The organism is Paractinoplanes ovalisporus (assembly GCF_016834655.1).
GTDB classification, from domain to species: domain Bacteria; phylum Actinomycetota; class Actinomycetes; order Mycobacteriales; family Micromonosporaceae; genus Actinoplanes; species Actinoplanes ovalisporus.
Genome location: NZ_JAENHP010000001.1, coordinates 905,422 through 930,923 on the forward strand (window position 1 = coordinate 905,422; position 25,502 = coordinate 930,923).

At 72.2% G+C, this 25,502-nt stretch carries 18 protein-coding genes and 1 pseudogene; 7 read left to right on the plus strand and 12 right to left on the minus strand.

Going from position 1 to position 25,502, the window contains the following annotated elements:
• Nucleotides 1-49 precede the first annotated feature (49 nt).
• Together JIG36_RS04180 and JIG36_RS04185 are read right to left on the minus strand one after the other, a co-directional pair.
• Nucleotides 50-2,692, minus strand: coding sequence for a putative bifunctional diguanylate cyclase/phosphodiesterase (locus JIG36_RS04180; protein ID WP_203374617.1), 2,643 nt, complete (start codon nucleotides 2,690-2,692; stop codon nucleotides 50-52).
• A gap of 276 nt (nucleotides 2,693-2,968) precedes the next feature.
• The gene (locus JIG36_RS04185; protein ID WP_203374618.1) at nucleotides 2,969-3,670 is read right to left on the minus strand and encodes a TetR/AcrR family transcriptional regulator; all 702 of its coding nucleotides are present in this window, start codon (nucleotides 3,668-3,670) and stop codon (nucleotides 2,969-2,971) included.
• 132 nt (nucleotides 3,671-3,802) lie between these two features.
• On the opposite strand from JIG36_RS04185, the gene JIG36_RS04190 reads away from it, so the two are divergent.
• Both JIG36_RS04190 and JIG36_RS04195 read left to right on the plus strand, forming a co-directional pair.
• Nucleotides 3,803-5,362: a DHA2 family efflux MFS transporter permease subunit gene (locus tag JIG36_RS04190; protein WP_203374619.1), complete on the plus strand. Its 1,560-nt coding sequence runs from the start codon at nucleotides 3,803-3,805 to the stop codon at nucleotides 5,360-5,362.
• A 189-nt stretch (nucleotides 5,363-5,551) separates the two neighbouring features.
• Nucleotides 5,552-5,734 carry a Flp family type IVb pilin gene (locus JIG36_RS04195; RefSeq protein ID WP_203374620.1) on the plus strand — a complete coding sequence of 61 codons (183 nt, stop codon included), beginning with the start codon at nucleotides 5,552-5,554 and terminating at the stop codon, nucleotides 5,732-5,734.
• A 165-nt stretch (nucleotides 5,735-5,899) separates the two neighbouring features.
• Here JIG36_RS04195 and JIG36_RS04200 read toward each other — a convergent pair whose 3' ends face one another.
• The 3 genes from JIG36_RS04200 to JIG36_RS04210 all read right to left on the minus strand — a co-directional run bounded on the left by JIG36_RS04200 (nucleotide 5,900) and on the right by JIG36_RS04210 (nucleotide 8,692).
• The gene (locus tag JIG36_RS04200; RefSeq protein ID WP_203374621.1) at nucleotides 5,900-7,480 is read right to left on the minus strand and encodes a RecQ family ATP-dependent DNA helicase; all 1,581 of its coding nucleotides are present in this window, start codon (nucleotides 7,478-7,480) and stop codon (nucleotides 5,900-5,902) included.
• Between the two features lie 84 nt (nucleotides 7,481-7,564).
• Nucleotides 7,565-7,885, minus strand: coding sequence for a hypothetical protein (locus JIG36_RS04205; RefSeq protein WP_203374622.1), 321 nt, complete (start codon nucleotides 7,883-7,885; stop codon nucleotides 7,565-7,567).
• An 18-nt stretch (nucleotides 7,886-7,903) separates the two neighbouring features.
• A complete protein-coding gene (locus tag JIG36_RS04210) occupies nucleotides 7,904-8,692 on the minus strand; it encodes a GntR family transcriptional regulator (RefSeq protein WP_203374623.1) in 789 nt (262 codons plus the stop codon).
• Nucleotides 8,693-8,708: 16 nt separating this feature from the next.
• Between JIG36_RS04210 and JIG36_RS04215 the strand changes: the two genes are divergently transcribed.
• The gene (locus tag JIG36_RS04215) at nucleotides 8,709-11,462 is read left to right on the plus strand and encodes an FAD-binding and (Fe-S)-binding domain-containing protein (RefSeq protein ID WP_236045510.1); all 2,754 of its coding nucleotides are present in this window, start codon (nucleotides 8,709-8,711) and stop codon (nucleotides 11,460-11,462) included.
• An 11-nt stretch (nucleotides 11,463-11,473) separates the two neighbouring features.
• Here the strand turns inward: JIG36_RS04215 and JIG36_RS04220 are convergent, their stop codons facing one another.
• Nucleotides 11,474-12,445 carry an AraC family transcriptional regulator gene (locus JIG36_RS04220; protein WP_203374625.1) on the minus strand — a complete coding sequence of 324 codons (972 nt, stop codon included), beginning with the start codon at nucleotides 12,443-12,445 and terminating at the stop codon, nucleotides 11,474-11,476.
• 289 nt (nucleotides 12,446-12,734) lie between these two features.
• Nucleotides 12,735-13,517, minus strand: coding sequence for a hypothetical protein (locus JIG36_RS51570; protein WP_236045511.1), 783 nt, complete (start codon nucleotides 13,515-13,517; stop codon nucleotides 12,735-12,737).
• Nucleotides 13,518-13,613: 96 nt separating this feature from the next.
• Between JIG36_RS51570 and JIG36_RS51575 the strand changes: the two genes are divergently transcribed.
• Complete coding sequence (locus tag JIG36_RS51575; protein ID WP_307872563.1) at nucleotides 13,614-15,017, plus strand: MFS transporter; 1,404 nt, start codon at nucleotides 13,614-13,616, stop codon at nucleotides 15,015-15,017.
• Here JIG36_RS51575 and JIG36_RS04230 read toward each other — a convergent pair whose 3' ends face one another.
• Nucleotides 15,018-16,508, minus strand: coding sequence for a hypothetical protein (locus JIG36_RS04230; RefSeq protein ID WP_203374627.1), 1,491 nt, complete (start codon nucleotides 16,506-16,508; stop codon nucleotides 15,018-15,020).
• Between the two features lie 455 nt (nucleotides 16,509-16,963).
• Nucleotides 16,964-17,881, minus strand: a complete 918-nt coding sequence (locus JIG36_RS53895) for an LPXTG cell wall anchor domain-containing protein (protein WP_307872564.1) — start codon at nucleotides 17,879-17,881, stop codon at nucleotides 16,964-16,966.
• 180 nt (nucleotides 17,882-18,061) lie between these two features.
• On the opposite strand from JIG36_RS53895, the gene JIG36_RS04240 reads away from it, so the two are divergent.
• A complete protein-coding gene (locus tag JIG36_RS04240) occupies nucleotides 18,062-18,817 on the plus strand; it encodes a class I SAM-dependent methyltransferase (RefSeq protein WP_203374628.1) in 756 nt (251 codons plus the stop codon).
• 1 nt (nucleotide 18,818) lies between these two features.
• Here JIG36_RS04240 and JIG36_RS04245 read toward each other — a convergent pair whose 3' ends face one another.
• Together JIG36_RS04245 and JIG36_RS04250 are read right to left on the minus strand one after the other, a co-directional pair.
• Nucleotides 18,819-21,266: a DUF5005 domain-containing protein gene (locus JIG36_RS04245; protein ID WP_203374629.1), complete on the minus strand. Its 2,448-nt coding sequence runs from the start codon at nucleotides 21,264-21,266 to the stop codon at nucleotides 18,819-18,821.
• 22 nt (nucleotides 21,267-21,288) lie between these two features.
• On the minus strand, nucleotides 21,289-22,503 hold the full coding sequence (locus tag JIG36_RS04250; RefSeq protein WP_203374630.1) for an MATE family efflux transporter: 1,215 nt from the start codon (nucleotides 22,501-22,503) through the stop codon (nucleotides 21,289-21,291).
• Between JIG36_RS04250 and JIG36_RS04255 the strand changes: the two are divergent.
• A pseudogene (locus JIG36_RS04255) lies at nucleotides 22,491-24,026 on the plus strand (MmpA family trehalose lipid delivery protein); the annotation flags it as partial. The gene JIG36_RS04250 and the pseudogene JIG36_RS04255 overlap by 13 nt on opposite strands.
• Nucleotides 24,027-24,078: 52 nt before the next feature.
• On the plus strand, nucleotides 24,079-24,240 hold the full coding sequence (locus JIG36_RS04260; RefSeq protein ID WP_203374632.1) for a hypothetical protein: 162 nt from the start codon (nucleotides 24,079-24,081) through the stop codon (nucleotides 24,238-24,240).
• Here JIG36_RS04260 and JIG36_RS04265 read toward each other — a convergent pair.
• The gene (locus tag JIG36_RS04265; protein ID WP_307872565.1) at nucleotides 24,225-25,418 is read right to left on the minus strand and encodes a glycosyltransferase family 4 protein; all 1,194 of its coding nucleotides are present in this window, start codon (nucleotides 25,416-25,418) and stop codon (nucleotides 24,225-24,227) included. The two genes, JIG36_RS04260 and JIG36_RS04265, sit on opposite strands and share 16 nt — an antisense overlap.
• Between the last annotated feature and the right edge of the window lie 84 nt (nucleotides 25,419-25,502).

Consider the following 25,502-nt stretch of genomic DNA (forward strand, 5'->3'; position numbering starts at 1 on the left):
GGTTTGTCATGTCAGGTGATGACGAGCGAGCCGGGCCCCGATCGACAGGTCAGACCCGGGAATTTTCGAGGAGGGCTTCCAGGTGTTCGGCCGGCATCGGGCGGCCCAGCAGATCACCCTGGCCGAGCCGGCAACCGGCGGTCTGCGCGGTGTCGAGGTCGAGGGCGTCTTCCAGACCGTGCGCGATGACCTCCATGCCGAGCCGCCGCCCGAGCGTCACGGCCACGTCCATCACGGCGCCGGCCTGCCGGAACGTCTCGACCGGGTCGGCGAACACCTCACGGTCGATCTTCAACAGGTCGATCGGGAGGATCCGCAGGCGGCTCAGCGACGTCGGTCCGGTGCCGAAGTTGTCGACCGCTGTGCGCACCCCGTCGGCCCGCAGCCGGCCGAGCTGAGCGGCGATCTCTTCCACGGGCGGGTGGTGCGCTCCCTCCCGTACGTCGGAAAGGTGTTGCTCGGCGATCTCGATGACCAGTGCCGAGTGGGGCAGGTCGTGGTTCTCCAGCGCGGTGTGCAGGCTCGCCTGGAAGGTCGGATCGACCAGCTGGCGCGGCCGCACGTTGACCGCCAGCCACAGCGACTCGTGCATGACCCGCCACCGGGCCAGCAACCGGCATGACCGCTGCAGCACCGCGTGCTCGATCTGGCCGAGCAGCCCCAGGTCTTCGGCCAGTCCCAGCAGCTCGTCGGCCGGCACCGCGCCCAGCTGGGGATGCTTCCACGACGGCAGGGCCTCGACCCCGACCGGCCGCCGCCCGTCGAGCTCGACGACCGGCTGGAACCGCAGGTGGATCTCGCCCCGGGAGACCGCGCCGGGCAGGTCCTGCTCCAACGTGGAGCGTCGCAGCAGCCGGCTCTCCATCTCGGCGTCGTACCACTCGACCGCGCCCGGCGGCCCCGACCGCACCGACCGCAACGCCAGCGCCGCCCGCCGCACCACCTCGTCGGTGTCGTGCTCCTCGGTGACGTCGGCCAGGCCGCCCCACGCGGACAGGTGCGACACCGTTCCGGCCGTCATGTAGGGCGCCGACAGCGCGTTGACCAGCTGACCGGCGAGCAGGTGAGCCCTCACGGCGCCGCTGTGGGTGAGCACCGCGAACCGGGTCTCGCCGACGCGGGCCGGGATGTCGGCGCCCGCGATCTGCCCACGCAACCGCCGGGCCGCCTCGACCAGCACCAGCTCGGCCAGGTCACGGCCGCGCACGTCGTCGATCGCGGTCAGGCCACCCAGCTCGACCACGATCATCGCGCCCGCGTCGGGGATCAGTTCGGCCGCCCGTACGAGCCCCTCGCGGTTGGCCAGCCCGGTCTGCCGGTCGAGGTGGGCCGACTCGCTCAGCGCCTGTTCCAGGTCGCGCATGTTGGTGACGTCACGGACGTGGACGACCAGCGTGTGACCGGGCTCGGCCGGGTCGGCGCCGCTGGTGGACCACTCGGTCTCACGCCACCGGCCGAAGCCGTCCCGCAGCCGCACCGGCAGGCTCGCGCCCCGGTCGGGGTCGGCCATCTGCCCGTGCAGGAACTCGTGCGCCGCCTCGACCTGGTCGGGATGCACCAGCGCGGACACCTCCCGGCCCAGCACCTCCTGGTCGGAGAGCCCGAACTGGCGGGCGGTGGCCGGGGACTGCCAGCGCACGGCCAGATTCGAATCGAGCACCATCGCCACGTCGGCCGACCCGAACATCAGGCTGCGCAGCCGGTTGCCCTGGTCGGTGAGATGCCCAGCCTGCCGCCGCAACGCGACTGACGACACCCACTCCCGGGCGGCCACCGATGTGACGGCCAGCGCGCCCAGCGCGATCGAGGCCGCGTCGAGGCCGCCGCCGTTGAGCAGGTGATAGACGGTGACCAGGGCCGAACCGAGCACCGGCAGCGCGAGCAACGGGAACCCGGCCGACGGTTCGCTGCCCGGCGGCGGCATCGGGCTGTCGTCGGGCGAGAGGCACACCGACCCGTACCAGAGCATCACCGCGGCCACGTTGACGGCGAGCGCGGCGACCACGACGGCGATGTCGGCGTTGGGCTCGCCCGGGTGATCCAGGCCGACGACCAGCGCGGTCAGCGCGATCAGCAGCAGGGCGGCGGCCGGGCCGCACCATTGCAGCGCCGCCCGCTGGCGCAGCGCGTGCACGCCGTTGACGGCCACAGTGGCGGCCGCGCTGCCACCGAAGATGAGCGCGGTGATAGTGGCGCCGCGCCGCTCGCCGCCGTTGCCGAACAGCAGCATCCAGCTCGCGAACAGCAGACAGGCGGTGACACCGATGACGTCGAGCCCGATCCGCAGCTTGGTCAGCGAGTCGCGGCGCTGTTGCGGGCGCAGGATCGCGGGCAGGAAGGTGCCGGCCACGAGAAACAGGGTGACCAGCGGGATCTCGGCCGCCAGCGGGACGCCACCGACGAGCTCGTCCGGGGCGAACTGGCTGGCCGCGGCGCTGGCGGCACCGGCCAGGGCGGTGAGCCCGATGCCGGCGGCCAGGGCCAGGACGCGCAAGCGGGGCCCGGCCGCCCGCCCGGTGACGGCGGCACGCACCATCACCACGGCGACCACGGCCGAGCAGGCCGTCAGCAGCCCCGCAACCACGCCCGGGCGCAGCAGGAGCAGCGCAGAGATCAGAACAACGCCCGCCACGAGGGCGGCCGCGACGAGCACGGGCCGAGCGGCCGCGCGGAGAGGGGATCCGCCTGCCATCGATGTCTTCCAGGTACTTCTCGGGGGTTAACGAAAGGGGTGAACTACGAACCGCTCAACGAGAGAACCGCCGCGGAGGTTACGGCCACCCACAACGATCCTGTCACTTTCGTCCCGCGCGTCCTATCCACAGGACGGGGGATTGCGGGCGCGGCTCTTGACAATTGCCTAGTCAGCGCCCCAGGCACCCGTCCGACCGCCGCTGGGTCAGCGGTCGCGGCAGTGCGCTGGATCGCGGGCGTGCGGCCTTCCCGCCAGCCGCGACGGCGCGTGTGGTCAGCGGCGGGGCAAGGTGGTCGGTAGCCACTGGCGGGCCATGGCCTCGACGTCGTCGGGGGTCATCGGGGCGCCCAAGTTGCCCGACTTCGAGGAGCGGCGGAGGCCGTCGATCAGCAGTTGCAGGTAGCGGTGGTAGGCCTCCGGCCGTACGGCGTGGCTGTGGTGGGCCACCTCGCTGACCATCATGAGCAGCAGCGGAATGTCCTCGACGGTGACGTCGGCCCGCAGCGAGCCTTCCTCGTGCGCGCGCTCGATGATGCGACGCATGATCGGCTCGACGCTGTCCCGGATGCGTTCGTGCGGCGAGAAGCCGAGCTCGGCCGAGGCGCCCAGGGCGAGGTCGCGCAGCCCACGGTCCTCGGCGTGCATCCCGGCCGCCTGCCGCAGGAAGTGAACGAGTGCCTCCCAGCCGGTCGGCGCCGCCAACGCCTCCTCGGCCATCCGCGCATGCTCACGCAGCCGCTCCTCGAAGGCGACCGCCAGCAACGCCTCCTTGGTCGGGAAACGCCGGTAGACCGTCCCGATGCCGACCCCGGCCCGGTGCGCCACCTCGTCGAACGTCGCCGCCAGCCCCCGCTCGGCGAACACCTCGCGGGCCGCCTCGATGATGCGCTGCCGGTTGAGTTCCGCGTCCCGCCGAAGCGGCCGCTCATCGTCGCCCTCCGTGCTGGTCCGGCTGCCGATGCCAGTGCTGCTCATGCCACCCACCCTAACAAGTGGAGGTAGCGGCTCAACTTCTGTGATCGGACCCACAAAGTGGAGCATGCACCTCAACTTAGCGGCTAGCGTTCCGAAGCGGAGGACATACCTCAACTTATGGAAGGCCCGCCGATGACAACCAGCACCGAGCAGAACCCGCCGGCCGGGCGGCCATCCGCGGGCCAACACGAAGGCCGGCACGCAGGGCAGCCGGAACGGCCACCGGCGCAGCACCCGGACGGGCCACCGAGCGGGCACAAGGGCCGATGGTGGGCACTCGTCGTCCTGGCGATGGCCCAGCTCATGGTCGTGCTCGACGGCACGATCGTGAACATCGCGCTCCCCACCGCCCAGGCCGACCTCGGCTTCTCCGACGCCGGCCGCCAGTGGGTGGTGACCGGCTACGCCCTCGCGTTCGGCAGCCTCCTGCTGCTCGGCGGCCGCCTGGCCGACTCGCTGGGGCGCAGGCGCATGTTCGTCATCGGGCTGATCGGCTTCGCTCTGGCCTCGGTGCTCGGTGGGCTCGCCGGCGGCATCGAGATGCTGATCGCCGCCCGCGTGCTGCAGGGCGCGTTCGGCGCTGTACTCGCCCCGGCCGCGCTGTCGCTGCTGTCGACGACCTTCACCGACCCGGCCGAGCGGGGCAAGGCGTTCGGCATCTTCGGCGCCATCTCGGGCGCCGGCGGTGCGGTCGGCCTGCTGCTCGGCGGCGTACTGACCGAGCACGTCTCGTGGCGCTGGTGCCTCTACATCAACCTCGTGTTCGCGCTCGCCGGGGTGATCGGGGCCTTCCTGAAGCTGAACGACGAGCCCGTACGGAATCGCAACCGGATGGACTGGCCCGGCGTGATCACCGCGGTCGCCGGTCTTGTCGCGCTCGTCTACGGCCTGGGTAACGCGGAGACCGACGGCTGGAGCGACCCCCGCACATACGGGTTCATCCTGGCCGGCGTCGTCGTCCTGAGCGCGTTCGTCGTCATCGAGATGCGGGTCGAGCACCCGCTGCTGCCGCTGCGCGTGGTGCTGGACCGCAACCGCGGCGGTTCCTACCTGTCCATCGCGATCGCCGGTGCCGGCATGTTCGGCGTGTTCCTGTTCCTCACCTATTACTTGTCGGGAACGCTCGGCTTCACCCCGATCGAGACCGGCCTGGCGTTCCTGCCGATGCTGGCCGGGGTGATGGTCAGCGCGACCACGCTCGGGTCGCTGCTGACCCCGCGTATCGGCCCGCGCCCGCTCGTCACGATCGGCGCGCTGGTCGCCGCGGCCGGCATGGTCTGGTTCACGCGCCTCGGACTCGACTCCGGCTATGTCACCGGTGTCCTGCCCGGGCTGGTCATCACCGGCCTCGGCATGGGCCTGATCTTCGCGCCCACCCAGAACGCGGCCACCAGCGGCGTGCAACACCATGACGCCGGTGTCGCCTCCGCGATGATCAACACCGCGCAGCAGATCGGTGGCTCGATCGGCACCGCGCTGCTCAGTTCGTTCGCCGCCTCGGCCGCCACGAACTATCTGGCCGGCAAGACCCCGAACGCCCAGACCGCCGCACTGGCCGCGCTCGACAGCTACCACACGGTCTTCTGGTGGTCGGCCGGCTTCTTCGTGCTGTGCGCGCTCATCGCCGCGGTCACGTTCCGCACCGGCCCCCTCGAGAACGACCCGGACGCCGCCCCCGTGATCGCCCACTGAACCCGACAACGAGCCGTGCTGGACCCGAGCTGAGCGGTGCTGGATTCGGCGGCAGAAGATCTGGCAGCCGACAGCCGACCCCGGAAACTGCAACCGTTCCGCCACTGTGACCTGGCTCAGGTCGCTCAAGTCCGGCGGGCCGGTCCCGAACAGATGGGGACAGGAACGTCAGGACCTCGGGGGGCTCTCATGAATTTTCTCGCCGCATACATTCAATCGCATCTGACCCGCAAGGACGACGAGGGCGCGACCGCCGTCGAATACGGACTGCTCGTCACGCTCATCGCGATCGCGCTCATCACCGGGGCCACGCTTTTCGGTAGCAAGCTGGGTGACCTGTTCACCTCGGTGGGCACCAAGCTCGGTTCCTGAGCAACGCTCCACACCGCGCCGCTTGGAGCGAATACCGCTCGAAGCGGCGCGGTTCGGAGCGACGCCGCTCGGAGCAGCGCCGCTCGGGGTGACGCCACGTGGAGCGACGCCGCTCGGGGTGACGCCATGAGAAGCGGCGCCGCTCGGAAGCAGCACCACCAGGGCTCAGGAAGCGATACTCAGCAGGCCATTCGTGAGGACGGCCGGGGTCAGGTGCCGGTAGCCGACCGCGTCGAACAGCACGGTCAACTCGTGCTCGTCGCGGGTCAGCAGCAGCCCTGACCCCCAGTACTTGTGCATCACCCGTACGCCATCGGTTGTTTCCGACGACGCGGCCGGCGCCGGAACCCGGCCCGCCGCGTCGTTGTCGCAGTTGCCGCAGGGCGCCGCATAGTGCTCGCCGAAGTAGGCCGGCAGCTCGGCCCGGCGGCAGTGGGTCGTCTCGGCGTAGTGCCGCGACGCCTCGATCTGGCTCGTCAGCACGGTCTGGCGCCGCTCGCCCGAGGCCAGAACCTCCCGTTCGGCCTCCGCCGGCGCCACCGTAGGCCCGAACCCCAGCTCGTGCAGCTCGTCCAGCACGCGCTGCACGGCGTTGCGGCTCACGCCCGCCACCTTCGCGAGTTCGGCCGGTTCCCGCGTCACCGACAGGTGCTCGACCACCGCCGCCACGGTCGCGGCCGGTACCCGCGACCGCGCGGCCAGCAACCGCGGGATCCGCATCGCGCGGCCGTCGTGCACCAGCACCGCGTGGGCCGGTTGGCCGTCCCGTCCGCCGCGCCCGATCTCCTGGTAGTACTCGTCGAGGCTGCCCGGAACGCCCGCGTGCACCACCGTACGGATGTCGGGCTTGTCGATCCCCATGCCGAACGCGCTCGTCGCCACCACGATGTCGAGCTCCCCGGCGAAGAAGGCGTCCTGGATCCGCGCCCGCTCGGCGGCCGGCACCCCCGCGTGGTAGGCGGCGACCTTGTACGCGTCGAGCCGCAGCCGCGAGGCCAGTTCCTCACAGTGGGCGTGGGTCAGCGCGTACACCAGGGCCGGGGTCTCGTGGGCCAGCATCACTTCGACCGTACGGTCTTCCAGGGCTCGCGCCTCGGGTTTGTCCGGCCGGGTCAGGCGCGCCGCGAGGCTCAGGTTCGGCCGGTCGAACCCGGTCACGATCACCCGTGGATCCACCATCCGCAGCCGCCGCGTGATGTCGGCCTGCACCGGCGGCGCCGCGGTCGCGGTCAACGCCAGAACCGGCGGCCGCCCCAGCGTGTCGGCCACGTCGGCCAGGGTCAGATAGTCCGGCCGGAAGTCGTGCCCCCATTGGCTGATCAGATGCGCTTCGTCGACCGCGAGCAACGTCACCGCCCGCTTGCTGCCGCCGATCGCGGCCACCGCTTCCTCATTGCCCAGTTGCTCCGGCCCGAGAAGCACAAAGTCAACTTCCCCATCCCGTACGGCCCGGAGCGCCTCCGCCCGTTCGGCGTGCCGCTGCCCCGAGTTGAGCATGCGGGCGGCCACGTCATGCCCGGTGAGCGACCGCAGCTGGTCGCGCTGCAACGCCAGCAGCGGCGACACCACCACGGTCAGCCCGCCGAGTGCCAGTCCCGCCACCTGATAGATCGCGCTCTTGCCACTCCCGGTCGGCAGCACGGCCAGGGTGTCGCGCCCCCCGACCACCGAAGCGATCGTCTCCCGCTGAGCCGGCCGCAACTCGAACCCGAACACCGCCGCGACGATCGCGTCCACATCGGCCATGCCATCTCCCGCCGGTTCCGCTGAACAAAGGACCCGCCGCCGACCGTACGTTCGTTCACGGCCGCGAAGCGACATTGGCCTCGCTCACTGCGCGCCACGCTCAGGTTGTGGCCGCGACACGATGTCGGCCTCGCTCACCTGGAAGTTCGCGCGCCCGTTCTCGTCCTCGAGCCCGAACTCCAGCCGGATGGTGGCGATTCGCTCGTCGCCCTCCCCCGCTGACCAGCCCTCGACGTCGCACGGAAGCTCGATCCACGCCGGGAACACTCCGTCGAACTCGTCCTGCCGAAACAGCACGGGCTCCTTGTCCACGATCAGCGCGACGTTCCCGCCCGCTTCTCGAAGCCGGACCTCGATCCATCCCGGCCATTCGCGCTCGACCCATCGCCCGGCTTCGACCCGCACAAAGTCCACCCCGCGAACCTAGCCCCCTTCCCATTGCGGTTCGTAGCCTGCGGAGGCCGGCGCGGGAGACGCGGTCGGCGTGGGAGACGCGGTCGGCGTGGGAGACGCGGTCGGCGTGGGAGACGCGGTCGGCGTGGGAGAGGCCGAAGACGCGAGGTTGGCCATCAGCAGGGCGCCCGTCGCCTGCAAGTGGGAACGCATCGCGGACTCGGCTCCGGCCCCGTCGCGGGCGAGGACCGCCGCCACGACCGGCTCGTGTTCGGACTGGATTTCGGCCAGGGTGCGGCCGCTTGCGGTTGTTGGTGGGCCCAGCAACGCCGTTGTCGAGCGCAACTGCGCCACGATCGCGGCCGCCCGCCCGTTGCCGGCCGTGCGCAGCAACAGGTCGTGCAAAGCGCGATCGGCCGGCCAGAAAGCGGCCTCGTCACCCCGCGCGGCCGCGGAGGCCATCACGGCCAGGGCCGCCCGGATCGCCGCATGCTCTTCGACGGTGCCGTTGACCGCCGCCTTGCGGGCCGCCGCCGGTTCCAGCGCCAGGCGGATCTCGACGATCTCGGAGACGTCGTGGGCGCGCGGCGGCAGGACGCGGAAGCCACGGTTGCGGTGGATCTCGACCAGGCCCGCCTCGGCCAGCCGCAGCATGCCCTCGCGGACGGGGCTGCGCGAGACGCCCAGCAACTCGGCCAGCTGATAGACCGAGTAGATCCGGTCGGGCACCAGCTCGCCCTCGGCGACCCCGTCGCGCACGGCTTGGGCGACAGCGTCGGCCAGGGAGGGGGCCTCGGACGGAAGACGCAGCGTCGGCATGAGTAACATGTTACCCATGACTGACGTGGTGCGTGCGCTCGAGACGGCCGGGCTCGAGGTGCGGTCCGACCCGGGCACCCGGGGCATGTACGCCTCCGACGCCTCGCTCTACCGGGTTCCGCCGCTGGCCGTGGTCCGCCCGCGGCACGTCGACGAGGTGGCCGCGGCCCTGGCGGTCGCGCGCGAGACCGGCACTCCGTTCACCTCGCGCGGCGCCGGCACGTCGGTCGCGGGCAACGCCATCGGGCGGGGCATCGTGCTCGACTTCTCCCGCCACCTCAACCGGGTGCTCGAGATCGACCCCGAGGCCCGTACGGCGGTGGTCGAGCCGGGCACCGTGCACGCCGTCCTGCAGAAGGCGGCCACCCCGCACGGCGTACGGTTCGGGCCCGATCCCTCGACCCACCCGCGGTGCACGATCGGCGGCATGATCGGCAACAACGCCTGCGGGTCGCGCTCGCTGGCGTACGGGCGCACCTCGGACAACATCGTCGCGCTGGAGTTGCTGACGGCGGCCGGCGACACGCTCGACACCACCGCGCCGCAGGGCCCGGTCGTCGACGGCCTCAAAACCGTGATGGGCAAGCATCTCGCCACCGCCCGCACCGAGTTCGACCGCTTCGGCCGCCAGGTCTCGGGTTATGCCGTGCAGCACCTGCTGCCCGAGCGCTTCGACCTGACCCAGGCCTTCGTCGGCTCCGAGGGCACGCTCGGCATCATCACCAAGGCGACCGTGCGGCTGGTGGTCGATTCCCCCGTACGCGTCGTGGTCGTCCTCGGTTTCAAGGACATCGTGGCCGCCGGCGAGGCCTCCCCGGCCGTCGTCGCCCACCGGCCGACCTCGTGCGAGGGCCTGGATTCGCGGCTGCTCGACGTGCTGCGCGCCCGCCGTGGTCCCGACGCCGTCCCGCCCCTGCCCCGGGGCGGCGCCTGGCTCTTCGTCGAGCTGGCCGGCGACGAACTGGGCGAGGTCGAGGCGCGGGCCCGCGAACTGGCCGGCGACGGCATCGCCGACGACGCGCTGGTCGTCACCGACCCGGCGACCCAGGCCCGGCTGTGGCGCATCCGCGAGGACGGCGCCGGTCTGGCCGGCCGCTCCCCCGCCGACCGCCCCGCGTGGCCGGGCTGGGAGGACGCGGCGGTCCCGCCCGAGAAGCTCGGCGCCTACCTGGCCCGCTTCGACGAGCTCGTGGCGACGTACGGGATGAGCTCGGCGCCTTTCGGCCACTTCGGCGACGGTTGCATGCACGTCCGGCTCGACTTCCCCCTCGACCAGCCCGGCGGCACCAAGGTGATGCGCGACTTCGTGGTCGACGCGGCCAAGCTGGTCGGCGAGTTCGGCGGGTCGCTCTCGGGCGAGCACGGCGACGGGCGGGCCCGGTCGGAGCTGCTGCCGCACATGTATTCGGCCGACGCGATCGCGCTGTTCGCCGGCATCAAGGGCGCGTTCGACCCGGGCAACCTGCTCAACCCCGGTGTGCTGGTCGACCCCGACCCGGTCGATGCCGACGTGCGGCCGGCCAGTTTTCCCTTGACGGGCCTCAAGCTGGCCTATCCGCACGACAACGGGGACCTGGCGCAGGCCGTGCACCGCTGCACCGGCGTCGGCAAGTGCCGGGCCGACAACTCGGCCGCGGGCGGCGTGATGTGTCCGTCCTATCTGGCCACTCGCGAGGAGAAGGACTCGACCCGCGGGCGGGCCCGGGTCCTGCAGGAGGTCGTGCGCGGCGAGCTGCCGTGGTCGCATCCGTCGGTGCACGAATCGCTCGACCTCTGCCTGTCCTGCAAGGGCTGCGCGTCCGACTGCCCCACCGGCATCGACATGGCCACCTACAAGTCCGAGGTGCTGCACCAGACCTACAAGGGCAAGCGGCGCCCGCTGTCGCACTACACGCTGGGCCGGCTGCCGTTCTGGGCACGGCTCGCCGGGTGGACGCCGGGGCTGGCCAACCTCGGCACGCGACTGCCCGGCATCCGGGGTCTGGCGCTGCGGCTGGCCGGCGTCGACAAGCGGCGGTCGGTTCCGGCGTTCGCCAAGCGGCCTTTCCGCCGTACGTTCAAGAAGGTGGCCGGCGGCGAACCGGTGGTGCTGTTCGCCGACTCGTTCTCCGACGCTTTCTCGCCCGAGGTGGCCGAGGCGACCGTACGGGTCCTGCGCGCCGCCGGCTACGAGCCGCGCCTGCCGTCCGGAAACGTCTGCTGCGGCCTCACCTGGATCACGACGGGTCAGCTCGACTCGGCCAAGAGGATCCTTTCCCGTACGGTCGAAGCCCTCGCGCCCGACGTCCGCGCCGGCATTCCGGTCGTCGGCATCGAGCCCTCCTGTACGGCCGTGCTCCGCTCCGACATCCACGAGCTGCTCCCGGGCGACGAGAACGCGGCGGCGGTCGCCAAGTCGGTGCGCACACTGGCCGAGCTGCTGGCCGAGACCCCGGGCTGGACGCCGCCCGACCTGTCCGATGTGGAGGTCGTCGCGCAGCCGCACTGCCACCACCACGCCGTGCTGGGCTGGAAGGCCGACGCCGACCTGCTGGCCTCGACCGGCGCCCGGGTCAAGCGCCTCGCCGGCTGCTGTGGCCTGGCCGGCAACTTCGGGGTCGAGATCGGGCACTACGAAGTGTCGGTGGCCGTGGCCGAGCAGAACCTGCTGCCCGCCCTCGACGCCGCCCCCGAAGCGGTGGTGCTGGCCGACGGCTTCTCCTGCCGCACCCAGGTGGCCGATCTGCGCGACCGCCCCTCGGTGCACCTGGCCCAGCTGCTGGACCGATGAGAAGCTGACGCCTAAGTTCGGCGGGTCCGGCTCGGCAGCTCACCGAAGGCGGCCCGGTAGTCGCCCGCGAACCGGCTGAGGTTGCCGAAACCCCAGCGCCGGGCCACGGCCGCGACCGTCGTGCCGTCGCTGGGGGTGGCCGCGCGCAGATCCGCCCGTACGTGTTCGAGCCGCACCCGCCGCAGATAGGCCATCGGGGTCGTGTCCAGGTGCTGCCGGAACGCGAACTGCAGCGCGCGCACGCCGACCCCGCTCGCGTCGGCGATCTGCGCCAGCTGCAGCGGCCGGTCGGCGTGGGCCTCGATGAAGGCCCGGGCCCGCCGCACCACGGCCGGCTCGACCCGCCCCGGCGGGGGAAGACGCGCGGCGGTCATGGTGGTGTTCGGGAAGACGGCCACCACCGCGGCCGCCGCCACCCGCAGCATCTCGGCCGCCAGCAGCGACGGCAGGACCAGCTCGGAGACGGCCAGCTGGCGGTGCAGCCCGGTCACCGTGCCCGCCCAGAACCGCCGCAGCGGCTCCGAGGCCGGGTTCAGCGACTGGAAGCGCAGATCCTCAGCGGGCAACCCGCTGGTCTCGGCGGCCATCCGCCGCACGATTCCGAGCGGCAGCCGCACGTCGACCAGGGCCGGGTTGTGGCAGTCGTTGGTGTAGCCCGCGTTGACCGGGTAGAGGAAGCCGTCGTTGCGGGCCAGCCGCACCTCGTGCCCGGCCGTGCGCAGGCGGACCGTGCCGTCGAGCACGACGCCGGCCAGCACGTAGTCGAGGGGGTCGCCGTCGGTGAAGTAGCGGACGCCCGCCGCCCGCACGAGGTCGGTGCTCAGGTCGCCCGCGGTCGCCGTCCGGAAGCGGAAGTCGACCAGGTCCGGGTCGTCGAAGCTGATTTTCGCCCGGTGTGCGGCGATGCCGTTGGCGACCTCGGCCGCCACCTCGTGGTCGCGGGTGTCGAGCTCCGTGAGGACGACCTCGACGGGCGGTGGCACTGAACGAACTCCCCACACCTGGACGACTGTGTTGCGGCCGAGACAGGTGTCGGCGGAACATGTGCGCGCCCACGCTAACAGCGCATGTGAACGCCGCTCGTTTCCCCTGCCCGTTGCTTCGTTTCCCGGCCGGGGCTTTCGCTTTCGTACGGCTCCAGGCGGCGCGACCGGCGCGGAAACCCGGGCTGCACCGCCGCGCACGGAACCCGGCACCGCCGCCCGCCGGAAGGTCAGGCGGGCTGCGCCGCACCACCGCGCGCGGAAACCGGCACCGCCGTCCGCCGGAAGGTCAGGCGGCGGCGATGCGGCGCAGGGCGGCCTCGGTGGTCAGTTCCCAGCGGTGCTCGGGATAGGCGATGTAGTGCTTGAGGGCCCGCAACGCCAGCGACGGATCGGCGGCCAGCCAGCGCCCGCTGACCGTCTCGGGAGCCGACATCAGCGACCCGAGCAGGCGGCGCGACCGCGTGTCGGGCGACCCGATGAACCCGATCGTGATGACCGGCCCCCGCTCCCAGCCCGGCGTGGCCGAGGTGAGCGCGATCCACGGCACGAAGTGGGTGAACGTGAGCCCCCGGTGGTGCACCCCCTCGGGCCCGATCACCAGCTCCCCCGGCATCAGCCGCAGCAGCACGACCAGGAAAATCAGCAGAACCAGGGTCAGGGCACCGAACAGGGCGGCCGGCAGATACTCGCCCCGCGTGGCGGCGACGGCCGTGTAGACCCCGCCGGCGAGGGTGACCAGAGCGAGCGTCGCGCTCAGCACGTAGGAGGCGCCACCGTCGTACCGGAAGATCAGACCCGCCGCCGTCCGGCGCACACCCGACGTGTCCGGCCGTCGCCGCCCGCCGCGGTAGGCGAACACGCACAGGGCCGACACGTGTCCCAGGAGCGCGGCCAGGCCCGCGAAGAACAGCGCCTGGCCGGGATCGTCGTAGAGGATCTGCCAGGCGGCCCCGGCGGCGGCCAGCAGGGCCAGCGCGCCGAGATAGAAGACGCCGAACAGCAGGCGGCGGGGTCGGCGGTGCCCGGTCCACTCGGGCGGCCAGGGCGAGGCGTACGGGAAGATCTCCATCGGAGCCCGAAGTGTAGGGCAGCGAGAAACATTGTGACCTTAAGTACTGCCCGGGGACGGCCCGGAACCGGCCCCCGGCGCGGTAGAAATCGAATAGTGCCTGATCTCAGCCCCCGCCGCCGCGCGCTCGTGCTCGCCATCTGCTGCCTGAGCCTGTTCATCGTGGGCCTGGACAACACGATCGTGAACATCGCGCTGCCCGCGCTGCGGTCCGACCTCGAGACGTCGGTGTCGGGGCTGCAGTGGGTCATCGACGCCTACACGCTCGTGCTGGCCAGCCTGCTGATCCTGGCCGGGAGCACGGCCGACCGGGTGGGCCGCCGCCGCACCTTCCAGACCGGGCTGGCGCTGTTCACGCTGGGGTCGCTGCTGTGCAGCGTGGCGCCGGGCCTGGGCTGGCTGATCGCGTTCCGGATGGTGCAGGCGGTCGGCGGCTCGATGCTCAACCCGGTCGCCATGTCGATCATCACGAACACGTTCACCGAGCCGCGCGAACGGGCCCGGGCGATCGGCGTGTGGGGTGGCGTGGTCGGGCTCAGCATGGCGCTCGGGCCGCTGGTGGGTGGCGTGCTGGTCGAGTCGTTGGGCTGGCGGTCCATCTTCTGGCTCAACGTGCCGGTCGGTATCGGCGCGATCGTGCTGACCGCCCTGTTCGTGCCCGAGTCCCGGTCGCCCAGGCCGCGCCGCATCGACCCGGTGGGGCAGGCGCTGGTGCTGGTGCTGCTGGCCTCGGTCACGTACGGGATCATCGAAGGCCCCGGCTCGGGCTGGGGCTCGGCCGAGATCGTCGGCTGCTTCGCCCTCGGCGCGGCCGCGCTGACCGCCCTGCTCGTCTATGAGCCCCGCCGCCCCGAACCACTGCTCGACCTGCGCTTCTTCCGCAGCGTCCCGTTCAGCGGGGCCACGGTCATCGCGGTGTCGGCGTTCGGTGCCCTGGCCGGCTTCCTGTTCCTCAACACCCTCTATCTGCAGGACGTCCGCGGGCTGTCGGCCCTGCACGCCGGCCTCTGGACGCTGCCGATGGCCGCCATGACCGCGGTGTTCGCCCCGCTCTCGGGCCGCCTGGTCGCCGCCCGCGGCACCCGCCTGCCGCTGATCGTGGCCGGCTCGGCCATGACCCTGGCCATGCTTCCGCTGACCCGCCTCACCGACTCGACGCCGACGGCCCTGCTGCTCGGCTGCTATCTGCTCTTCGGCATCGGTTTCGGCCTGGTCAACGCCCCGATCACCAACACCGCGGTCTCCGGCATGCCCCGCGCCCAGGCCGGCGTGGCGGCCGCCATCGCCTCCACGTCACGCCAGGTGGGTGGCTCGCTGGGCGTGGCCGTGATCGGCGCCGCGGTCGTCTCCGGTTCGTCGTCGGCCGGCTTCGCCCAGGCCAGTCACGCCGGCTGGTGGATCGTGGTCGGCTGCGGCCTGGCCGTCCTGCTGCTGGGCCTGCTCACCACGAGCAGCCGGGCCCGGGCGACGGCCGACCGTGTCGTCACCGTCCCGGCCTGATCAGGCCTTGTGCCCCCACGTGCCGCTCGACCACGACGCCGTGGTGGGGGTGGCGGTCGGATAGAGCACGAGGTTGCCGTCGTTCTGCAGGTTCAGGTTCGAGGTGCCCTTGCCCGCGGTGGCCGTGCTCCAGACCTTCTTCCCGCTGCCGTCGAACAGGGCGAGACTGCCGTCGATCTGGTTGGTGAGGCGGATGGCCTTCAGGTTGGCTTTCGACCACAGCACCGTCGCGCCCATATAGAGCACCAGGTTGCCGTCGCCCTGCAGCCACAGGTGGAAGCGGCCGTCGGCCGAGCGCAGGGCCGACTGGCGGTGCAGCGACCGGCCCGGGGCGAGGGTGCGCTGGAACGCGTCGGTCAGGGCGAGCTTCACACCGTCGTACGCGGGCTGTTTCGGTTTCCCGGCGGCGTCGGTCAGCCCGAAGTGGCACTCGGGGTCGGTCGAACCGGCCGCGCAGGACGGGCTGTCGGCGTACGAGTAGAGGAACAGCGGCCCGGTGTAGTCGAGCGCGCGCCACATCCGGATGCCCTCTTCGAGGATGTCCCTCAGCCCCTCGGACGAGGGCTTGTTCTTGATGCCGTCGCCCGCGGACGGGTTGCCGAACTCGGTGCCCCAGATCTTCTTCAGGCCGTCGCCCCGCTTCACCATGACCGCGCGCACCGCGGCCAGCTCACCGCATTTCTCGTCCGGCGGGCCGAACATCGCCCACCAGCGCGCTTCGCACTCGGGCCGCGACGGGCTACGACCGTTGTCCCAGGCCGGGTACGGGTGATGCGCAACCGCGTCGAACGTCTGGCCGTAGCCGTTGGCGTAGGCCCAGTCGAGCCACGCGGCCGGCTCGTTGTCGTTCTTCTTCTCGGCGACCGCGTCGCCCGCGCCCGACGCGCCCGCCAGCACCACGCAGGACGCGCAGCGGGTGTGCACCTGCTCAAAGGCGATCCGCGTCAGCTGCCAGTACCGCAGTCGACGGGCGGCGGTACTGCCGTCGCCGTAGTTGCCCTTGTTGGCGAAGTTGGGCTCGTTCCAGACCTCGTACGCCTGCACGCGCCCGGCGAAATGCACGACCGTGGCGTCGACGATCGCCCGCCACGAGTTGTCGGCGACCGGGAACCACTTGTCGTCGGCGTGCCCGCCGTTGGCCCACGGCGGCGCGTAGCCCAGGATCAGCAGCACCCGCATACCCCGGCTGTTCGCCGCGTCGACCACCGGGTCGAGCCGGCCGAAGTCGGGGGCGCAGGTCGCGCACGACTGCACCGACCACCAGTCGAGGTCGAGCCGCAGCACGGGCTTGCGGTCGCCGACGTAGGCGTCCATCTCGTCGAGGCGGCCGACCAGCCCGGTGGTGGCCGCGCCCTCGGAGAAGCCGACGTCGGCCTGGGTGAAGACGTAGGGGCTCGGGGTGGTCTCGGCATCGGCGGGCCGGGTCACCGCCGCGAGGGTGGCCGCGGCCGCGAGCGCCGCCACGGCGGCCAAGATCCGTTTCGGACGCATGGCCGCCGATCGTAGGCGACGCCGAGGCCCGGTGGGGGGCACGCCCTCATCCGAGGCGGACGAAGAGGGGCCCGCAGCTCAGCTCAGACCCGATCGAGGTGCACGCGGGAGCCGGCGCGACGACGGGTCGGCCCGTTTCGTTCCGGCAACCGAACCAGATGGTCCAGCCGTCCACGAACTCCCGTTGCGGCTCGTCGCCGCCGGCCGGAGCGATAAACCCGGCCGGCGTCTGGTCCGCCTCCGACCGGGGGACGACCGCGAGGAACGTCAGGAGGCCCGCTGCCGCGGCGGCGGACCACGAGGCCCACCGCCACACTCGAGGCCGGGCCCCGATCCGGGTGAGGCCGAAGACGGTCGGAAGCGGGGTCGCCATCACTGACGTACGCGTTCTGTTCATGCGCGTACATTCGCGAGCGGGCGACCCCGGCGACAGTTGTGGTTCAGGGGTAAACGGGTCAGGCGGTGAAGGCCGTACGACGCCGACGGGCCAGGAAGAAGGCCACCCCGCCACCGAGCAGCAGCACGCCGCCCAGCCCGCCGATGACGGCCACGTTGGTGCCGGTCAGCGGAAGATCGCCCCCGGTGTCACCGCCACCCACGCCGCCCGCGACCGGCGACGTCTCCGGGGCCGCCGGCGTGGTGGGTGGAGTGGTCGAGGCGGACGGCGTGACCGGCGAGCCCGAGGTGGGGTCGTCGGTGGGCTCCGCGTCGGGGTCGGGGTCGGTCGGGATCGTGATGGTCGGCTTGACCGTGGTGGTCGGGGTGGTCGGCGGGGTCGTGCCGCCGGCGATGACCACCCGGCCCGAACTGCTGTTGGTGCCGGAGTACGGCGTTTCCGGCGTCACCTTGGTCATCAGGGGCAGGCCCTTGAAGCCGGGGGTCATCTTGTCGCGGTCGAGCCACGTCGGGCCCTGCGCATCCGCGTATTCCTTGGTGTACCAGGTGAACGTGTACGAGTATTGGGCGCCGGGCACGGCCTTGGGGTGCACCCGGATCATCTCGCCGCCCAGCTTGTACGAGCCACCCGGCTCGATCTCGTTCGGCGGCTCACAGATGGCCTGCTCGCCACTGGCCGGGATCAGGTCGGGCGGAAGATTGTCGGTGTATCGGCACGTGTGGTACGCGCCGGCGAACCAGAGGCCCTCCGTCTTGACGTAGAGCACCACCCGCAGCGGCTTGTCGCTGTCGTTGCGCACCTCCATCGTCTCCCAGATGCGCTTGTCGGCCTCGCCCTGGAAGATCTTGGGCGCGGGCCCGGCGACCAGAACGGCGTTGGGGTCGGGCGGCACGGCGGCGTAAGCGGGCGCCGGCATGAGCATGGCGGTCAGAGCGGCAGCCGAGGCCAGGCCGAGAAGGCGGCGAACGGTTGTCACGGTGGGGTGGCTCCTTAGATCGACTTGGAGCGCCGGACTCTACCCACGCGAGGTCAGCCCGTGTGTCCCGCTCGACCTTTGCGTCAACAGTGGACTTTTCCGGGAAAACCCCGGCGGCGCGGAAGGTTGTCACCACAGTTACTCATCGGTAGATTGCGCTGACCATCCGATGGTGTCGCCGTGACAGAGGAGCCCCCGCCCGTGCCGCACAAGGCCACCCTGCAGCGATCGGTGAGCCTGTTCCAGGCGTTCCTCGTCGAGCAGACCGACCCCGACCGGTTCTACACCGCGCTCGCCGCCGACTCGGTGGGGCAGCTCAGCAAATACGGCCCGTTGCAGGACCAGCTCGTGCTCGACGTCGGCGGCGGCCCCGGCTACTTCGCGGCGGCGTTCGACGAGGCCGGCGCCAGGTATGTGCGCCTCGAACCGGACGCGGGCGACATGGCCTCGGGCGCCGGCGACAAGGACGCCGCCATCGGCGCGCTCCGGGCCAGCGGCATGGAGCTGCCCATCCGTACGGGGTCGGTGGATGTCTGCTATTCCTCGAACGTGCTCGAGCACGTGCCCGACCCGCCGCGCATGCTCGACGAGATGGTGCGGGTGACCCGTCCCGGCGGCCTCATCTACGCCTCCTTCACCCCCTGGCTGTCGCCGTGGGGTGGCCACGAGACGGCGCCCTGGCACTACCTCGGCGGTCACTACGCCGCCCGCCGCTACGAGCGCCGCAACGGCAAGCCGCCGAAGAACAAGTACCGGCACAGCCTGCACCCGTACTCGGTCGGCTCCGCCCTCGCCTGGGCCCGGAAGGCGCGCGGCGCCACGCTGATCGAGGCGTTCCCGCGCTATCACCCGTGGTGGGCCCAGTGGATCCTCAAGGTGCCGGCCGCCCGTGAGGTTCTGTCGTGGAACCTCGCGATGGTGCTGCGGAAGCACTGAATCACTGGGCAGTCACCGAGACCGGGTCCGTCGTCAGGTCGTTGACCTGCAGGCGGAACTCGTAGCGGTGGCCCGCGATCAGCATGAACGTCTCGTGGCGGTTGCCGTCGACCGGGTAGGGCTCGGTGCGCCACTGCTCCCCGGCCGTGGCGTCGCGCATCTGCACCCGGTAGAGCACGTCGGTGCGGGTCTCGCGCCACGTCAGGCGGGCCGTTCCGGGACCGGTCGCGACGGCGGCCAGGTTCGTCGGCAGAGCCGAGGCGACCACGACCCGTACGGACTCGGACCGCGGCCCGGCGCCTCCGGGGTTGAAGGCGGCCACCGCGAGCTCGTACTCGTGCCCGGCCACCAGGTTGGTCAGCGTGGCCTCGTCGCCCTGGGCGCCGATCTCCTCGCGGGTGAACTCCTTCTCCCCCGCCGTCACGTCCCGCCGGAAGATCCAGTGCCACGTGGCCTGGGAACGCCAGGACAGTTCGACGGCCGTGCCCTTGGGCTCGGCCCGCAGGCGGGTGGGGGCCTCGCCCGGCGGGGCGAGCTGCGCCCGGACACGGACGACCGGTGACCGGGCGCCCTCGCCGCCGTCGTTGACCGCGGCGACGACGAACTCGTAGTCGTGGCCGTGCTGAAGCGGCCGCGACCGGAACTGGGTCGTGGTGGCGAGGCCGGGCGGCCCCCAGTCCTGGGCGCCGGCGGTCGCGTCGCGCTGGTAGATGCGGTAGCCCAGCCCGGGCCCGACCGCCGCCCACGAGAGCAGAACCGTGCCGTCGGGCCGGGTCTGGGCGCTCGGGATGCTCGGCGCGGCCGGTGGGGCCACGACCGCGGTCGCCCGGATTCCCTTGGAGTGCACGCTGTCTCCGCCGCCGCCCACCGCGACCGCCGTGAACTCGTACTCGTGGTCGTGGCGCAGCGGCCCGACGGTGGCGCTCTGGCCGGGGTAGGCGCCGGCCGCCGTGCGACCGCGCTGCCCGGTGGTCAGGTCGCGGTAATAGACCTTGAAGAGCTGCACGAACGGGACCTCGGTCCAGTGCAGGGTCACCTTGCCGGCGTTGTCCGGATCGGCCCGCACCAGGGTGGGCGCGGGTGGCGGGGGCACGGTCGCGGTCATCCCGGCCACCGGTGACATCGCGCTCTCGCCGCGCCGGTCGACCGCGGTCACCCCGAACTCGTACTTGTGGCCGTTGGTGAGGAACTCGGACCGGAACGTTCCGGCCGCCTCCCCCGGCAGCCGGACGAAGTGGGTCTGCCCGGCCGTCACGTCGCGCCGGTAGACCTGGTAGCTCAGCCCGCTCTCGGCCTTCCAGCTCACGCCGGCCGTGCCCGCCCCGTCCGGAACCGCGGTCACCGCGGCCGGGGGCGCGGGCAGCTGCTTCGCCCGTTTCGGCGGCCACGGCACCTCGAAGAAACGGGGCCGGTAGATCGAGGCATCGGCGTAGGCGACCGCCTCGTCGAGGTCGTTGACGTTGTAGGACACCAGCAGCGAGCCCGGACGGGCCAGGTCGAGGTGCAGGTCGGCGTCGTAGACGATGTGGCCGGCGTCGGTCTCGGGCGCGCGGAACAGATATTGCGGGCCCTCGAACGGCCCGGTCGGCGAGGCGGCCGTGTAGGCCACGAAGTCGGAGCTGAACATCAGGTTGTTCTCGTGGGTGACCAGAACGTACTGCTCACCCACCCGCCGTACGCCATAGGTCGTGCCGACGCCGCTGAGCAGCCGCCCCGATTCGCCGGCCCGGTTCGACCACTCCTGGCCGGTCCAGAACTGCCACGCCTGCCCGAGGTCGGTGCCCTTGACCCGGGCCACGTGGGCGAACTTCATCTGTCCGGCGGCCTCGGTGCCGTAGACGTACGTGTATTCACCGTCCACCATCACCTCGGAGCCCCACGAGACCTTGGCCCCCACGGGCAGCGCGCGCACCTGACCGGCGGCCAGCGTCGGCAGCGCGAGGGTGGTCAGCTCGGTGCCGGCCAGGGCGTGGTCGAGCGGCCCCTGACCGGTCCGGCGGTAGCGGTTGACCAGAACCTGCACCTCGTCGCTGCGGACGGTCGCGTCGCCGATCCACGAGAACTGGTCGTCGCCGGCCGAGACGAGCGAGGCCGGGCGGGCCGGGCTGCCGCCGGTGACGGTCTCGAGGCGGGCGCCGTCCTGCACGATGGCCGAGTTGTGCACGAGGTCGGCCGTGCGCGGGCGGGCGCCGTCCGGGTCGGGCCGGCCCAGGAACGTGTCGGAGAACAGCCACAGGCGGCGGCCGTCGGGCAGCGCGACCGAGGCCGTGCGGTCGGCGCCGAGCCAGGCTCCGGAGGTGTCGCCGTAGCGCTGGAACATCTCGCTGAGCGCGGCCGCGGACGTGCCCCCATCGGTCACCGGCGCCGCCACCGGCCCGGCCGCACCGGCCGCGCCGAGCAGCACAACGACCGTCCACGCGGCGAGCAACCACCGCAACCCGAACCGCACCAGGTGACCCCCGTCCGCCCGATCAATCGATCGACAGCGTTGCATGCTCGGGTCGCGGCCCGGTAACAGAGGTACGCAGTCGCATTCCAACCAGGACGGATGTGGCGGCCAGGGCCACCACGGAGGTGCCCAGAGCCCCGTACGCGATGCCCGCCAGCGTCTGCGGCAGCACGAGCCAGGCCACCAGGGCGAACCCGGCCGCGGCGACCCACAGCGGCGCCGCCGGCCAGCGGGCGCCCGCCGCGACCTGGGCGTTGACGAGCACGAAGAGCACACCGTAGACGGCGCCGGTGGCGGCGAAGACCGGAGCGTAGCGGCCCAGCGAGGCGTAGTCGGGGCCACCGGCCAGCCGGAACGCGAGCCCACCGGCGACCGCGGCCCCGGCCACCAGCACCACGCCACAGGCGGCGACCAGGCCCACCGAGACCCGCAGGGCACGGCGGTCGGCCTGCGCGAGCCGGGGCAGGGCCAGGATCGTGACGACCTGCGGGGCCCACAACGCGCCCTTGGTGAGAACGGTGCCGACCGCGTACGCCCCCGAGGCGTCGAACGGCAGGAACCGGCGGGCCAGGATCAGGTCGGCGTAGGAGACCACGAGCATGGCCAGGGTCGCGCCGCCCGCGGTGAGCACGGCCCGCGCCGCCAGGGGCTCCCCCGCCGCCGCGACCCCGGGCCGGCGGGCCAGCAGGTGCAGCACCGGCAGCACGAGCACGGCGGTGGCCGCGCCGAGCAGCAGCGCCCCGGTCAGCCCGGCGCCGAAGGCCAGGCCCGCGACCACGCCGCCGTAGCGCCCGCCGGCCAGCACGGCCAGGCCGATCGCGAGCGGCACGAACCGCTGGTCGCCCTGCATCTCGCCGAGCCAGCGCCCGGCCGCGACCACGCCCACGGTCGAGACGCCCGCAAGCACGGTGGCGAAGACGGGCAGGTGCAGAAGCAACACCGCGATCGGCAGGGCGGCGGCCAGCGCGCCCGCGGTCACCAGCACGGTCAGCAGCGCCGAGCGGGCCACCGAGGAGGCGCCGTGGCGGGCGCGGTGCACGGCGACCGCGATCTGCAGGCCGGTGCTGGCCACACCCGCGATGGCGGTCATGGCGAGCAGGGTGGCCAGTGCGCTCAGGTCGGCCGCGCTCAGCTGACGGGCGCCGACGACCGGGACCACGTACGCGAGAAGGTTGGCCAGCACCCCGGCCGCGGTCACGGCCAGACCCGCCGCGCCGATCCCCGATGTCTTGGTCATGCTGGATCCCTGGTTCGTTTAGTGTGGCGGCCGTGAAGCGCTGGACGTTGCCCGCGACCGCCGTCCTCGTGACGGTCGCTGTGCTCGCCCCGCTGGCGGCGCCAGGCTACGTGCTCTCGTACGACATGGTCTTCGTCCCCCACCAGCCGCTGCGCGCCGACCTGATCGCGCCGAGCGCCACCCTGCCCCGGGCCGTGCCGCAGGACGCGCTGGTCTCGCTGGCGTCGGTGATCGCGCCCGGCTGGCTGATCCAGCGGGTCGTCCTGGTCGCGATCCTGCTGCTGGCCGCCCTCGGCGCGGGCCGTCTGGTGCCCACCGAACGCCTGGCGCCCCGGCTGATCGCGGCGGTCGGCTACGCGTGGACGCCCTTCCTCGCCGAGCGTCTGCTCCTCGGCCAGTGGGGACTCCTTCTCGCGTACGGAAGCCTGCCCTGGATCGTCATGGCCTGCCGGCGTGACCAGGGCTCGACGTGGAAGCTGCTCGCCGCGGCCGCACCCGCCGCCGTGACGCCGACCGGTGGGCTGATCGCCTTCGGCACCGTGCTGGTGCTCGCGCCCCGCAAGGCCTGGCTCCCGGCGCTGCTCAACGCCCCCTGGCTCATCGCCACCGCGCTCAGCCAGGCCGACGGGACCAGCGATCCGGCCGGAGCGGCCGCCTTCGCCGCGCGCGGCAACGACTGGACCGGGCCGATCGGCGCTCTGCTCGGCACCGGCGGCATCTGGAACTCGCAGACGACTCTGCCCAGCCGTTCCTCGCCGCTGGCCCCCTTGGGCACGCTGCTGCTGCTCGCGCTGGCCGTCGCGGGCTGGCGACTGTTGCGCGAGCGGTGGCCGGGCCCGATGGCGGTGCGCCTGCTCGTGCTCGCCGGGGGCGGTTTCCTGCTGGCCGCGCTGGCCGTGCTCCCCGGTGGCCGGAGTCTGCTCGAGTGGGCGGTGACCGCTCTGCCCGGGGCCGGGGTGCTGCGCGACGGGCAGAAGTTCCTCATCCCGTACGCGCTGATCCTGTGCCTCTGTGCGGCGCTGGGAGCCGAGCGGGCCGGAAGTCGTCCGGTGCTGGTGGGGGCCCTGCTGCTGCCGCTGGTGGTGCAGCCCGATCTCGCGTACGGAGCCGCCGGTCGCCTCCGCCCGGTGAGTTACCCGGCCGACTTCGCCGCCGTGGCCCGCATCGTCGAGGACGCGCCGGGCGAGGTGGTCTCGCTGCCCTTCGCCGGCTATCACACCTATCCCTGGAACCATTCCCGTACGGTGATCGATCCGCTCCCCCGGTTCGTCGACGCCGATGTGGTGATGGACGACCGGCTGCTTGTCGGCGACCGCGCGATCGCGGGCGAGAGCCGGCGCGCCGACCAGATCCGCGACGCCCTGGCGGCCGGGAAACCGCTTGCCGCCCTGGGGATGCGCTGGGTCGTCGTGCAGCGCGTCGAAGGAGAGCCCCCGGTCCCACCCGGCGCGCTGGCCGGATTGAGAATGGTGCATGCGGGAACCGACCTCCAGTTGTACGAGAACGGGTCTTCGCAAAGAAGTTACTAGGTGGTAACGTCCCGCGCACATCGCTGTCCCCTGAAGGAGTCCCCACATGCGCAAGGCCCTTCCTCTGGTCCTGGCCGGGGTGATTGCCCTGGCCCTCGGTGCTATCGGGTCCGTGGCACTGGCCTCGAGCTTGACCGGCACCTCGGCCGACGCGGCCAAGGTCGCCGACGACACGAAGACCGTGCCCGGGGTCTACGGCACCAGGTAGGTCCGGTCCACCACGGCCGGCGCCGGGACGTGGCTCGCACCCTCGACGAGGGCCGCGAACCGCTCACCCGCCGCCGGCCAGGTGAACCGTGCCGCGTGTGCCCGGGCCGCCGTGCCCATCGCGAGCCGGAGAGCGTCATCGGTCAGCAGCCGGCGAACCTTCTCGGTGTAGTCCGCGGAATCGTCCGCCAGCAGCCCGGTCCGCCCGTCCACCAGGCTTTCCTCGACGCCCCCGGCGCCGGCGAAGGCCACGTTCGGCGTGCCCACCGCGGCCGCCTCCACAATGGTCAGACCCCAGCCCTCCTTGAGCGACGGGGTCAGCGCCACCCAGGCCTCGCTGAGCAGGGCACGCTTCTCGGGCTCGTCCACGAACCCGGCGAACCGCACCCGGTCGGCGACGCCCAGCCCGGCCGCGTAGTCCCGCAACGCCTGCTCCCACCAGCCCTGACCGGCGACCACCAGCGAGATGCCGGGCAGTTCGCCGGCGAGGGCGGCCACCGCGTCGATCGCCACCTCGACCTGCTTGTGCGGGACGAGCCTGCCCAGCACCACGAGAGACGGCTGCGCACTGCGCGCGACCGGGGTCGTGGTCGTCATGTCCGGAGTGCCGTTGTGGATGATCGACACCCGTTCCGGGTCGACGCCGAGGACCGCGAGCTCGTCGCGGGTCGCGGCCGAGACGGTGACGTAGCGGCACCGGCGATAGACGCGGGGCGCCAGCGACGACTCGATCCACCAGCCGAACTTGGCCAGCCGGGGACTGAGCACGACCGGCCACTGCTCGCGGTGCACGTGGTGCACGAGCGCGATGACCGGGCAGCGCGCCCAGAGCGGGGCCAGGAAGGGCAGGCCGTTGCCGACGTCGACGATCACGTCGGGGCGGCCGTGGCGGCGGCTGAGCGGGCCCAGGCCGAGGAATCCGAGCAGGTAGAGCAGGGCCGCCCGCAGGTAGAGCGTGTGCCGGCCCCCTCGGCGCAGCACCCGCACGCCCTCGGCCGTACGCTCCTCGGCGGCGCCGTACGCGTGCTTCGCGCACAGCAGCGTCGCCCGATGACCGCGCCGAACGAGCTCACCCGCAATGCGTTCCACGTACACCTCGGAACCGCCCCCTTGGGGGTTCCGGGTGTCGCGCCAGTTGAGGAACAGCACATGCCGGGTCCCGGCGACAAAAGTGTCCACAATCACCCCTACTCGCGAGTAGCATTCGCGGTCGGGTCACGGTATGGGGTCGCCCGGCGACTCCGCAAGGGTCAATCGGGAGCG

Bases quoted from the DNA above. Each gene is read 5' to 3' on its own strand.
- JIG36_RS04180 (WP_203374617.1), bottom strand. From the start codon at position 2,692: ATGGCAGGCGGATCCCCTCTCCGCGCGGCCGCTCGGCCCGTGCTCGTC.
- JIG36_RS04185 (WP_203374618.1), bottom strand. From the start codon at position 3,670: ATGAGCAGCACTGGCATCGGCAGCCGGACCAGCACGGAGGGCGACGAT.
- JIG36_RS04190 (WP_203374619.1), top strand. From the start codon at position 3,803: ATGACAACCAGCACCGAGCAGAACCCGCCGGCCGGGCGGCCATCCGCG.
- JIG36_RS04195 (WP_203374620.1), top strand. From the start codon at position 5,552: ATGAATTTTCTCGCCGCATACATTCAATCGCATCTGACCCGCAAGGAC.
- JIG36_RS04200 (WP_203374621.1), bottom strand. From the start codon at position 7,480: ATGGCCGATGTGGACGCGATCGTCGCGGCGGTGTTCGGGTTCGAGTTG.
- JIG36_RS04210 (WP_203374623.1), bottom strand. From the start codon at position 8,692: ATGCCGACGCTGCGTCTTCCGTCCGAGGCCCCCTCCCTGGCCGACGCT.
- JIG36_RS04215 (WP_236045510.1), top strand. From the start codon at position 8,709: ATGACTGACGTGGTGCGTGCGCTCGAGACGGCCGGGCTCGAGGTGCGG.
- JIG36_RS51570 (WP_236045511.1), bottom strand. From the start codon at position 13,517: ATGGAGATCTTCCCGTACGCCTCGCCCTGGCCGCCCGAGTGGACCGGG.
- JIG36_RS04230 (WP_203374627.1), bottom strand. From the start codon at position 16,508: ATGCGTCCGAAACGGATCTTGGCCGCCGTGGCGGCGCTCGCGGCCGCG.
- JIG36_RS04250 (WP_203374630.1), bottom strand. From the start codon at position 22,503: ATGACCAAGACATCGGGGATCGGCGCGGCGGGTCTGGCCGTGACCGCG.
- JIG36_RS04260 (WP_203374632.1), top strand. From the start codon at position 24,079: ATGCGCAAGGCCCTTCCTCTGGTCCTGGCCGGGGTGATTGCCCTGGCC.